This is a genomic window from Clostridium sp. AWRP, assembly GCF_004006395.2.
GTDB lineage: Bacteria > Bacillota > Clostridia > Clostridiales > Clostridiaceae > Clostridium_B.
The window spans coordinates 3,125,428-3,137,701 of record NZ_CP029758.2; the positions used below are offsets into that span (position 1 = coordinate 3,125,428).

7 protein-coding genes and 2 rRNA genes are annotated in these 12,274 nt (G+C 36.3%); 1 reads left to right on the forward strand and 8 read right to left on the reverse strand.

What is annotated here, in order from left to right; translation table 11 throughout:
- Positions 1-34: 34 nt before the first annotated feature.
- The 3 genes from DMR38_RS14335 to DMR38_RS14345 form a co-directional block, all read right to left on the reverse strand.
- Positions 35-2,924, reverse strand: a 23S ribosomal RNA gene (locus DMR38_RS14335).
- Positions 2,925-3,448: 524 nt separating this feature from the next.
- Positions 3,449-4,958 (reverse strand): 16S ribosomal RNA (locus DMR38_RS14340).
- The 16S and 23S rRNA genes sit together here, the layout of an rRNA operon.
- Positions 4,959-5,521: 563 nt before the next feature.
- A complete protein-coding gene (locus DMR38_RS14345; protein ID WP_127721948.1) occupies positions 5,522-5,695 on the reverse strand; it encodes an aspartyl-phosphate phosphatase Spo0E family protein in 174 nt (57 codons plus the stop codon).
- 204 nt (positions 5,696-5,899) lie between these two features.
- Here DMR38_RS14345 and add point away from each other — a divergent pair, with 204 nt between their 5' ends.
- A complete protein-coding gene (add, locus tag DMR38_RS14350) occupies positions 5,900-6,925 on the forward strand; it encodes an adenosine deaminase (RefSeq protein ID WP_127721949.1) in 1,026 nt (341 codons plus the stop codon).
- Positions 6,926-7,184: 259 nt separating this feature from the next.
- Here the strand turns inward: add and DMR38_RS14355 are convergent, their stop codons facing one another.
- The 5 genes from DMR38_RS14355 to DMR38_RS14375 all read right to left on the reverse strand — a co-directional run bounded on the left by DMR38_RS14355 (position 7,185) and on the right by DMR38_RS14375 (position 12,139).
- Positions 7,185-7,934 (reverse strand): GGDEF domain-containing protein, encoded by a 750-nt coding sequence (locus DMR38_RS14355; RefSeq protein WP_127721950.1) that lies wholly within the window; start codon positions 7,932-7,934, stop codon positions 7,185-7,187.
- Between the two features lie 23 nt (positions 7,935-7,957).
- Entirely contained in the window at positions 7,958-9,802 is a 1,845-nt protein-coding gene (locus DMR38_RS14360) for a SpoIIE family protein phosphatase (protein WP_127721951.1), read from the reverse strand.
- Between the two features lie 3 nt (positions 9,803-9,805).
- On the reverse strand, positions 9,806-10,189 hold the full coding sequence (locus DMR38_RS14365; RefSeq protein WP_127721952.1) for a DUF1987 domain-containing protein: 384 nt from the start codon (positions 10,187-10,189) through the stop codon (positions 9,806-9,808).
- 8 nt (positions 10,190-10,197) lie between these two features.
- A complete protein-coding gene (locus DMR38_RS14370; RefSeq protein WP_127721953.1) occupies positions 10,198-10,743 on the reverse strand; it encodes a SiaB family protein kinase in 546 nt (181 codons plus the stop codon).
- A gap of 223 nt (positions 10,744-10,966) precedes the next feature.
- Complete coding sequence (locus tag DMR38_RS14375) at positions 10,967-12,139, reverse strand: DUF4317 domain-containing protein (protein ID WP_127721954.1); 1,173 nt, start codon at positions 12,137-12,139, stop codon at positions 10,967-10,969.
- Positions 12,140-12,274: the final 135 nt, after the last annotated feature.

The window sequence follows — 12,274 nt, forward strand, 5'->3', positions numbered from 1 at the left end:
ATTGCACAGTAAACTTTTTTCTTTCGCTTTTCATTTGGTCAAGCCCTCGACCTATTAGTATCAGTCAGCTTAACAGGTTGCCCTGCTTACACCTCTGACCTATCTCCTCGTGTTCTTCGAGGGGTCTTACTAGCTTACGCTATGGGAAATCTTATCTTGAGGTGGGCTTCACACTTAGATGCTTTCAGCGTTTATCCCTTCCCAACTTGGCTACCCAGCTATGCTCCTGGCGGAACAACTGGTTCACCAGCGGTCGGTCCATCCCGGTCCTCTCGTACTAAGGACAGCTCCTCTCAAATTTCCTGCGCCCGCGACGGATAGGGACCGAACTGTCTCACGACGTTCTGAACCCAGCTCGCGTGCCGCTTTAATGGGCGAACAGCCCAACCCTTGGGACCTACTTCAGCCCCAGGATGCGACGAGCCGACATCGAGGTGCCAAACCTCCCCGTCGATGTGAACTCTTGGGGGAGATCAGCCTGTTATCCCCGAGGTAGCTTTTATCCGTTGAGCGATGGCCCTCCCACGAGGTACCACCGGATCACTAAGCCCGACTTTCGTCCCTGCTCCACTTGTTTGTGTCGCAGTCAAGCTCCCTTCTGCCTTTGCACTCTTCGAAGAATTTCTAACCCTTCTGAGGGAACCTTTGTACGCCTCCGTTACTTTTTAGGAGGCGACCGCCCCAGTCAAACTGCCCGCCTAACATTGTCCCGTCTCCAGTTTCATGGAGCCCGGTTAGAATCCCAGTACTGTCAGGGTGGTATCCCAACATCGACTCTGTAATGGCTGGCGCCACTACTTCCTAGTCTCCCACCTATCCTGTACAGACAATACCGAAATTCAGTGCTAAACTGCAGTAAAGCTCTACGGGGTCTTTCCGTCCAATCGCGGGTAGCAAGCATCTTCACTTGCACTTCAATTTCGCCGGATTTGTTGTCGAGACAGTGCTCAAATCATTACGCCATTCGTGCGGGTCGGAACTTACCCGACAAGGAATTTCGCTACCTTAGGACCGTTATAGTTACGGCCGCCGTTTACTGGGGCTTAAGTTCTGACCTTCGCTTACGCTTAGTCTTCCCCTTAACCTTCCAGCACCGGGCAGGCGTCAGCTCCTATACTTCAGCTTTCGCTTTAGCAGAAACCTGTGTTTTTGATAAACAGTTGCTTGAGCCTTTTCTCTGCGGCCACTTGCGTGGCTCCCCTTCTCCCTAAGTTACGGGGTTAATTTGCCTAGTTCCTTAACAACAATTCTTCCGATGGTCTTAGGATTCTCTCCTCACCTACCTGTGTCGGTTTGCGGTACGGGCACATAAAAACTCCATAGAGACTTTTCTCGGCAGCGTGAAATCAGGTACTTCCCCTTACAGGTTCCCCATAACACCTCATCATTGATATACCGGATTTTCCTGGTATACCTGACTCGGTGCTTAGACATACATCCAATTGTATGCACACCTTATCCTCCTGCGTCATCCCTTTTGTCAAACGCTTTTATGCGGTATCGGAATTTCAACCGATTGTCCATCACCTACGCCTTTCGGCCTCGGCTTAGGTCCCGACTTACCCTGGGCGGACGAACCTTCCCCAGGAAACCTTAGGTTTTCGACCAATAAGATTCTCACTTATTTCTCGCTACTTATGCCAGCATTCTCTCTCCTGTACAATCCACCGTTCCTTCCGGTACGACTTCTACTCATACAGGATGCTCCTCTACCACTCTTTCGAGTCCACAGCTTCGGTGGTAAGTTTTAGCCCCGGACATTTTCGGCGCATGATCTCTTGACTAGTGAGCTATTACGCACTCTTTAAATGAGTGGCTGCTTCTGAGCCAACATCCTAGTTGTCTTAGAAATCACACATCCTTTCCCACTTAACTTACACTTTGGGACCTTAGCTGGTGGTCTGGGCTGTTTCCCTTTTGACCACGGATCTTATCATTCGCAGTCTGACTGCCGGAATTCAAGTATATGGCATTCGGAGTTTGATAAGGTTCAGTAACTGTTGTCAGCCCCTACCCCATTCAGTGCTCTACCTCCATTACTCATTTCCGACGCTAGCCCTAAAGCTATTTCGAGGAGAACCAGCTATCTCCGAGTTCGATTGGAATTTCTCCGCTATCCACAGCTCATCCCATGGTTTTTCAACACCAACGTGGTTCGGTCCTCCACGGAATTTTACTTCCGCTTCAACCTGGCCATGGATAGGTCACTCGGTTTCGGGTCTACAACATACAACTTCGCGCCCTTTTCAGACTCGGTTTCCCTCCGGCTCCGTACCTTAAGTACTTAACCTTGCTGCACATCGTAACTCGCTGGCTCGTTCTACAAAAAGCACGCCGTCGTACTTTACGTACTTCGACTGTTTGTGGACACACGGTTTCAGGTTCTATTTCACTCCCCTCCCGGGGTTCTTTTCACCTTTCCCTCACGGTACTCCTTCTCTATCGGTCACCAGGTAGTATTTAGCCTTGGGAGGTGGTCCTCCCTGTTTCCCACAAGGTTTCTCGTGTCTCGTGGTACTCTGGATTAGATCTGACTGTTCTTTGCTTTCATTTACAGGGCTTTTACCTTCTCCGGCAGAGCCTTCCAGCTCTCTTCAATTAGCACTTCACAGTATTTATAATCTATCCGCAACCCCAGGAACAAGTTCCTGGTTTGGACTCTTTCCCTTTCGCTCGCCGCTACTTAGGAAATCGATGTTTCTTTCTCTTCCTCCGGGTACTTAGATGTTTCAGTTCCCCGGGTTTGCCTCTACAAACCTATGTATTCAGTTTGCAGTACCTAGTGTTTGCTAGGTGGGTTTCCCCATTCGGATATCTCTGGTTCTCTGGCTATTTGCGCCTACCCAGAGCTTTTCGCAGCTTATCGCGTCCTTCTTAGGCTCCTGGTGCCAAGGCATCCTCCATGCGCCCTTTGTAGCTTGACCTTTCATTATCGAAAATTGCTATTAACTTCGCATATCTTCGTCAAGCTTTTCACTGCGGTGCTCATTTACATAAGTAAACTCCACTCCTCGTTCAAATCTTTCCTCGATCTGCTCGTTACTATCAATTTTCTTTGTATCATCTTAAATGTTTAAAACGATACATAAACTGTATTTCAACAATGAAACACATCTACTACAAAGGTTATATTATAACCTTAGCTTTACTTTTAAAAATTGCTATTAACTTCGCATATCTTCGTCAAAATCATTCGCTGCGGTACTCATTTACATAAGTAAACTCTATTCCTCGCTCATGTTTTTCCTTGATCTGCTTGTTACTATCAATTTTTTAATTTCTTATTTACTGTGCAATTTTCAAAGGACAATTTTTCATTTTACTTTCCTAATTGGTTGTAAAATGAAAGAAGAATCTATGATCCTTCAAAATTAAACAGAGTAGATTGTAAACTTACTTAAACCATCAATTTATAAGATAGATTATACTCTATCTTTCGACTCCCTAGAAAGGAGGTGATCCAGCCGCAGGTTCTCCTACGGCTACCTTGTTACGACTTCACCCCAATTACTAACCCCACCTTCGGCCGCGTCCTCCTAAGTTAGACTACGGACTTCGGGTGTTGCCAGCTCTCATGGTGTGACGGGCGGTGTGTACAAGGCCCGGGAACGTATTCACCGCGACATTCTGATTCGCGATTACTAGCAACTCCAACTTCATGCAGGCGAGTTTCAGCCTGCAATCCGAACTGGGGGCAGTTTTTGAGGTTTGCTCCACCTTGCGGTCTTGCTTCTCTCTGTACTGCCCATTGTAGCACGTGTGTTGCCCTGGACATAAGGGGCATGATGATTTGACGTCATCCCCACCTTCCTCCGCGTTAACCGCGGCAGTCTTGCTAGAGTGCTCAACTAAATGTTAGCAACTAACAACAGGGGTTGCGCTCGTTGCAGGACTTAACCTAACATCTCACGACACGAGCTGACGACAACCATGCACCACCTGTATCCCTGCCCCGAAGGGCTTCTCTTATCTCTAAGATATTCAGGGTATGTCAAGTCCAGGTAAGGTTCTTCGCGTTGCTTCGAATTAAACCACATGCTCCGCTGCTTGTGCGGGCCCCCGTCAATTCCTTTGAGTTTTAATCTTGCGATCGTACTTCCCAGGCGGAGTACTTATTGTGTTTACTGCGGCACAGAAGGGGTCGATACCTCCTACACCTAGTACTCATCGTTTACGGCGTGGACTACCAGGGTATCTAATCCTGTTTGCTACCCACGCTTTCGTGCCTCAGCGTCAGTTACGGTCCAGAGAATCGCCTTCGCCACTGGTGTTCTTCCTAATCTCTACGCATTTCACCGCTACACTAGGAATTCCATTCTCCTCTCCCGCACTCCAGATACCCAGTTTGAAATGCAGTGCCCGGGTTAAGCCCGGGTATTTCACATCTCACTTAAATATCCGCCTACGCACTCTTTACGCCCAGTAATTCCGGACAACGCTCGCCACCTACGTATTACCGCGGCTGCTGGCACGTAGTTAGCCGTGGCTTCCTCCTTGGGTACCGTCATTATCGTCCCCAAAGACAGAGCTTTACAATCCGAAAACCTTCTTCACTCACGCGGCGTTGCTGCATCAGGCTTTCGCCCATTGTGCAATATTCCCCACTGCTGCCTCCCGTAGGAGTCTGGACCGTCTCTCAGTTCCAATGTGGCCGATCACCCTCTCAGGTCGGCTACGCATCGTCGCCTTGGTAGGCCGTTATCCTACCAACTAGCTAATGCGCCGCGGGTCCATCTCAAAGCGGATTACTCCTTTAAATCAGTTTCCATGTGAAAATTGATTATTATGCGGTATTAATCTCCCTTTCGGGAGGCTATCCCCCTCTTTGAGGTAGGTTACCCACGTGTTACTCACCCGTCCGCCGCTAATCCACTCCCGAAGGAGCTTCATCGCTCGACTTGCATGTGTTAAGCACGCCGCCAGCGTTCGTCCTGAGCCAGGATCAAACTCTTAATTTAAAAGTTTATATGGCTCTATAGAAAATCAACACTAACTTCGCATTTCTGCGTCAAACCTTTCGCTGTGGTGCTCATTTACTTAAGTAAACTCCGCTCCTCGCTCAAGGCTTTCCTTGAACTACTCGTTATTATTGATTTTAGTATATTACTAAATGTAATACACCAAATTACGAAATTACTTTTTTAGCTGCTCTCGCAGCTCAAAAGAATTGCTGGTTTATTCTAAATAAGTTGTACTTATATCTTCCTCTGTTTAATTTTCAAGGATCATTTTGCTGTCTCACTTCGACAACTTTTATAGTATATCATGTCTTTTTTATTTTGTCAACATTACTTGAAAATTAACTTATAAATCCACTTTCAAATAATTCAACCTTGCTGTCATATCCCAACGGAACAAAAATTATTATATCATATAAAGTAATAACTACAGCACATCTACTCTTCACTTAAATAAGTTATCTAACTTTTTCATCCGTTTTTAATACATTTCTACAAATATCATGTTTAGATACACCTGGATAAGTTTTTTAATAACCTAATATAAAAAATTTGTTCAACCTCTAAGAAATTAGAGATGAGCTCATATTTTCTCTACAATTATTCATATTTCTATAATGTAAATAAATTAGCTTGTCCAATTCCTGACTTAGCCTTAATACTTCTCCCCTACACAAATCATTACTTAAAATAACTAATTCATTTAATTCTTTTCTAATTTTTTCCATTTGTTCCATAAATCTACCATCCCCGTGAAAATTTTTTACTAACATTTTTTATTGTATTACTTTCTTTAATAAATTACAATACTTGTTAAAAATATATTTTTATATAAATTGCTATGAAATATGGTACTTATATTGAAATATTTTATTAATAATGGTATTATAATATAAAATTTCCATAAATATTCCAATAAGATGAAAAATAGGAGGACACCAATGAACCTAAATAAACTTATTAAACTTATTCCCAAAACAGATCTCCATTGTCATTTAGATGGCAGTATACGACCTGAAACCATTTTGGATATTGCAAAAAAAGAACATATTCTTACTATAAATGATGATTTAAGTAACTTTCAGAAAGAAGTTAAAATATTAGGGAAATGTAATTCCTTAAAAGAATATTTAAATAAGTTCTATTTACCTATAAAAATAATGCAAAAAAAGGAACACATATATAGAGTTACACTAGAATTATTAGAAGATGCGTTAAAAGAAAACATAAAGTACATTGAAATAAGATTTGCTCCTTTAAACCATTTAGATGGTGGGTTAACTTTAGATGAAGTTATAGAAACTGTGCTTTCTGCTATGAATTATGGAAGAAGTAACCTAAATGTCATGTCAAATTTAATTATATGTGCTTTAAGACATGAACCTGTAGAAAAAGCCGTAAAACTTATCAATTCAGCCAAAAAATATGCAGGTAAAGGAGTAGTTGCTCTGGATTTAGCAGGAAACGAAGCAGACTTCCCACCCGAAATACACAAAAAACCTTTTGATTTAGCTAAAGACTATAATATTCACCGTACTGTACATGCTGGTGAAACAGGTATAGTGGAAAATATAATGAAATCCATAAATTTGCTGCACGCTGAAAGAATAGGCCACGGGACCTATGCCTATAAAGATAAAAACACCCTTGTATACCTAGCAAAAAATAAAATTCCATTGGAGATGTGTATAACTAGTAATGTAAATACTTCTGCTGTAAATTCTTACGAAGAACATCCTATAAAAAAATATTTAGACTATGGACTTGCTGTAACTGTAAATACAGATAATACAACTGTATCAAATACTACTATCACTAAGGAGTTTGAATATCTTGTAAAATATCAAAATTTTGATCTTGAAGATATTAAAAAAGTTACGGAAAATGGAATAAACTTTTCTTTTGCTACTACAGAGGATAAATTAAAATTGTATGCTGAATATTCCTCATTTATAAATAGTCTATAAAGTTTCTAATCAAAAAATCAACTTATACATAAAATGTAATGACAAAATTGAAAGCACATTTAAAAACTTTTCCATAAGTCTTAGCTAGGTATTTTAGAAAATCTTAGAAATTTAGATATGTTTGAAGTATGAATTTAGCTAAGGTTCTTAGATTTTCAAAATATCGAGCTTTAGACTTATTAAAGTTTTTAACGTGATTAAATTTGTCATTACATGATTCGTATAAGTTAACTTTCAAGCTGTAAACCTTATATAGATCTCAATCTTGTCCTAATTTCTTATATTTTTGCTTATTTTTATACATTTTTGCATCTGCTCTTTGGATAATTTCATCAATACTTAAACTATTACCATAATCCACTTGGAATACTCCATAACTAAATGAAACAGAATAAGGCTTCAGCTTCTTTTCATTTTCTGAATTTATGTCAAAATTAATTCTTTCTATAGCTTTTTCTACATTTTCTTCTTTGCTATTTGAAAAAATAATTAAAAATTCATCTCCTCCTAATCTACATAAAATATCATTACTTCTTATAACTTTTTTTATAAATCTACAAACCATTACCAGAAGTTCATCGCCTTCAAAGTGTCCAAAATTATCATTTACATATTTCAATCCATTTACATCTATATAACATATAGAAAAGAAACTCTTATTTCTCTTTACAGCATTCAATTCATTATCTAAAAATGCTAATCCCATGCCTCTATTATAGCATCCCGTAAGTGAATCTATAGCTGCAAAATATTTTAGCTTTTCTTCTGCTCTTATTCTATCTTCAATTTCCTTTTTTAAATCACCCTGAATTCTATGAAGGTATTCTTGTTGACCATCACTAATTTTTATTATCTTTTCAACATCTCTTATGAGTTTATCAAACTGTTCAGTAAGAATAGTAAAACTTTTCAATAAAGTTTCTTTATCACACTTTTTACCATTAATTAATTCTCGTGCTTCTTTAATCAATGCTTTTTCAGCTTCAAAAAAATCAGAATCACCTGGCATTACTTTTTCCCCCATATCTATAGTTATTTTGCCTTAAATGCAAAAACAGTAATATCATCTCTCTGCTCTTTACTTCCCATATAATTCTGCAATGTGGTTTCAAATTCAGTTTTCATTGAATCCAAATCTTGAGCTTCACATTTTTGTATCATGTTATACAAACGTTTCTTTCCAAAAGGATAGTTTTTGGGTCCCCCATTCTGATGGATAAAACCATCAGTGCTAACAATAAGTATATCTCCTTTCTCGGCTGATATAACCTCACTGCATAAGGATTGATTTAATTTTATATAACCATATCCAACTCCTCTAGTTTGAGGTTTAACAATTTTTACTTCTTTATCACGCTTAATATATAAATCCAAATTAGCACCACAATACGCCACATTAGATTTTTTATTTATACAAAATAATGCTATATCCAGTCCATCATCTACACTTTGAGGATTAGAGCTTTTATTTAAAGTTTCTTTAAGATTGGCATGAAGTTCTTTTAATATTATGCTAGGATCATCATTATTTATAGTAGTTACTATATTATGTAATATTGCATTTACAGTCATAGTCATAAGTGCACCTGGGACACCATGTCCTGTACAATCCCCTATTGCTAATATAATCATATCATCAATTTCTTTTAGCCAAAAAAAATCTCCTCCAACTATATCCCTAGGTCTCCAAATCACAAAACTATCTGTAAAGACTCTTTTTATTTCCTTATCTAAAGGTAATATAGATTCCTGCAGCCTTTTAGCATATTCAATGCTATCTTTTACTTTTTCATTAGACTCTTTTAACTCTTGAGTCCTTACATTAACCTTATTTTCAAGTTCCTCATTAATCATCATAGCTTGTTTATATGGATTGGCAATTTTTTTAGAAATAAAGTAATATAGAAGTATAAAAAATAACAAAACTAAAATTACAGTTATTGTAGTATTAATTCTTAATGAGTCAATAAGAGAAATACTTTCTTTTCTGGGAATTTCATAAAATAGAGTCCAATCAGTGGAGTTTAACTTACAGTAAGCATAGTCCATAATTTCATTATTAGAATCATAATATTGTGCTACTTTAACATTTACAACAGGTCGATTTTGAATCTGCTTAACAGCATCTTTTGGTAAAAATTCTCCAACTCTTTTTCCTACATCTTCTCTTTTATCAGATAGTTTAATTACACCTTTTTCATCTACCATCCATAGGTTGCTTTTTTTACCTACTTTAAATTCTTTAAATTCCTTTGTTATGCTTTTGAGACTTAAAGCAACACCAGTTATACCAACAGGATTCTCTACACTTCCCATAATTGTATTTACAAAAAGAAAAGTATCATCCATTACACGATCATAATTTACATTAAAACTCATTTGCTCTTTAGATTTAAGAGTTTCAAAGAACCATCTATCCTCAGGATTGTTTTCCGACAACACTATAAAATTTTTATCGTTTTTATTTAAACTTTGCCTAAAATAATAATTTTTTGTTTTTACTCCTGCTATAAAAAAATAATTATAATCATAGGAAGTTGCAATGCTTTTCAAATTGCTTAGAACCAATTTCCCAACCTTTTGATCCTTTTCTTTTCCATTTACCCACTCTACATTCAAGGGATCTCGTGCAAAAATATAAGAAGTTTCAACAGCCCTGCCAATACGTCCATCTATCTTAGATGCCATTGATTTTACCATAAAAACAATGTCTTGGGACTTAGCTTTAGCTATAAGAGAATTTTTTATATTTATATATCCTAAAAAAGCTGTAGCAATTACTGCAAAAGATATAATTATACCAGATATAAAAATTATTCTAAAAATATTTTTTATATAAGATTGGCTAAATTCTTTAGATGGCTCTTTTTTCTTCATTTCTTATTCCTCATCATTAATTGCAATAAAGTTAAAAGGAATATCTATATCCATTTTAAAGTCTTGTCCCATGTCATAATCAAAGCCATTATCTTCGTCATAATACCAATTTATAATAATATCCTTTCCACTTTTATAATTAGTATTAAGCTTATCAAACAATATAATTAGGCACTTTATACTACTAGTATTGATATAAGAAAGTTGAAAATTTACAGTTAATTTTTTAAAATTAATAAAATATTCATCTATCAATTTATAAATGGGTTCATAAAAACTATAGGCATTCTCTGGATAAGACTCTCCTTTGAAAACCAGTTCATTATGTTCTGAATTAAACTCTACATAAGGAGTACTTTTTGTACTTTCAACCATAAAATTATTCATTTTTCACCTCATACCGTAACAGTTAATGTGTAATAGGAATAACTGTCATCTATTTTCTCAAAGTTATATTCAACTTTTTTAGTGGCTTTTCTTGCAATTTGAATCAAACCAAGCCCACACCTTCCATTATTCATATCGATTTCTCTTCTTGATACTTCTCTAAAATAATCAGTAAGCTCTTCATAATTCATAGATATTATTTTATCTAGCTTTTCTTTCAAACTTGAAATATCTCTGTTTAATATAGTGTTACCTGAATTTACACAATATCCTGAATCAGTTTTTGAAATAGCTATTACACCAGATCCAACTATAGCGAAAAAATCTTCTGTATTTTCTTTTGATACCTCATATTGTTTAATATTTTGTGTTTGTTCAACAAAAGTGAAAAAAGCCGAACTAATTTTCCTCTTTTTAGCTTGCTGAAGCTGCATTCTTTGCTTTAGAGCTATTCCAAGTTCTTCTATTAATCCTTGAGAAAATGTTCCTGAAAATATAAATTCAATATTTGATTGTTTTAACTTTTTTTGAAGCATGTATATTGCATTTTCCAATACGCCCACTCCCCCTAATAAATAATTTAAATTGTTTACCCTGTAGCCTTCAATCTATACTGTTCCTTAACAACTTAATTTCTAAATAATATTTTCTTTATGGAAAATTAAATCAGAAAATTTTTTAGTTTATTATATCATACTTTGTCCTAAACCTATATAGATATTCCTCATAATACTATACTTTCTTTTAAGCAATTAAATTTAGACGAAATACTAAAACTTATATATAATCTTCCATTTTTTCAGTTTCAAGTTTAAGACCATTTACCACCATATCATCTTTTAATTCTATAAGTATACATTTTCTCCCATTTTTATTTACTACCTGTTTTACACTTCCCAAGTCATGGGGATTTATTGTTATACTTGTATCTTCATTCTCTATCTTTATAGATTTACTTTTAAAATCAGGAATTATATTTCTAACTTTAAATTCATAGTCTCCCCCACATACTTCCTCAAATGCGCTTTTTACAACTTGTGGATTTTCTATACCGCTTTCTCCAAGCACTTCCGTTACTTGTTTCATATCTAAAGTAGTTTCTTCCTCATCCTCTTCTTCTTCACTTAGTTTTTCATTCATTTTTTCATATATTTCCTGCATTGTATCGGGATTTATTTTGCCCCCTGCTGCTGTACCTAATATAGCATTAAAACTTTCTTTTTCTTCTACCGCTGTAGGCTTTATAGTACAATTTAATACTTGTTGGACAAAAGAACTGTTTATTTGTTTTGCCTTTTGAGAATAATATATCACTTTATTTATATCTACATACTGGGAAGAAAAACTTGGAAACATAAATCCATCTAGCGGTGAATTTAAATTTATAACCATATCTAGTGCAGAATTTGGTTTAAATCTCATTTCAGCATAATCAAATTTTAGTACCTTTTTAGGAATTTCTACCTTATTCACACTACACAATATAAATTCTATAGCATGTACATATTCCTCTGGAGAATCCTCATCTCCCTTTTTCTTACCTGCATTATAATATTCTGCTTTTACAAAATTTATAACTACATCTGTATCATAAGTATAATTTTTAGAAACTTTATCTACTATCTTATCTCCAAATTCAGATATATTTTGTCCAGAATTTAGCGCTTGATATAATATGTTTTGAGTGTGTTCACCATCTTCATCGCCACTGCTTTCTTTAAAATCCAATTCAAATATTTTAGAATCCAGAGTTCCCGTAAGCACTTTTTTAAAGTTATTCAAATACAGCTCCCTTTTTTCCACTTCCATCATCTCAAAATGTTCCAGTTCTCTAGTTATTATTTCTCCATTATCCTTTTTCAGATACACACTGTATACCTCTTTAATAGGAAGTACATAACTTCCTAGTTTGAACTCTTTTCTTATACTTGCCAAATCTTTTTTATTCATACTTTATCTCTCCAATTCATTAAAAGTTCAATTTGAATTATTACAAGTTATATTTTATCACAACTTTTAATAGTATAACTTTAAGATTTTTGATACAATAAATATACAAAATATAATTTTAAGAGAGGTTTTTTA

Excerpts from the sequence above, each read along its gene's own strand:
- DMR38_RS14345 (WP_127721948.1), bottom strand. The coding sequence starts at position 5,695 with ATGGAACAAATGGAAAAAATTAGAAAAGAATTAAATGAATTAGTTATT.
- add (WP_127721949.1), top strand. The coding sequence starts at position 5,900 with ATGAACCTAAATAAACTTATTAAACTTATTCCCAAAACAGATCTCCAT.
- DMR38_RS14355 (WP_127721950.1), bottom strand. The coding sequence starts at position 7,934 with ATGCCAGGTGATTCTGATTTTTTTGAAGCTGAAAAAGCATTGATTAAA.
- DMR38_RS14360 (WP_127721951.1), bottom strand. The coding sequence starts at position 9,802 with ATGAAGAAAAAAGAGCCATCTAAAGAATTTAGCCAATCTTATATAAAA.
- DMR38_RS14365 (WP_127721952.1), bottom strand. The coding sequence starts at position 10,189 with ATGAATAATTTTATGGTTGAAAGTACAAAAAGTACTCCTTATGTAGAG.
- DMR38_RS14375 (WP_127721954.1), bottom strand. The coding sequence starts at position 12,139 with ATGAATAAAAAAGATTTGGCAAGTATAAGAAAAGAGTTCAAACTAGGA.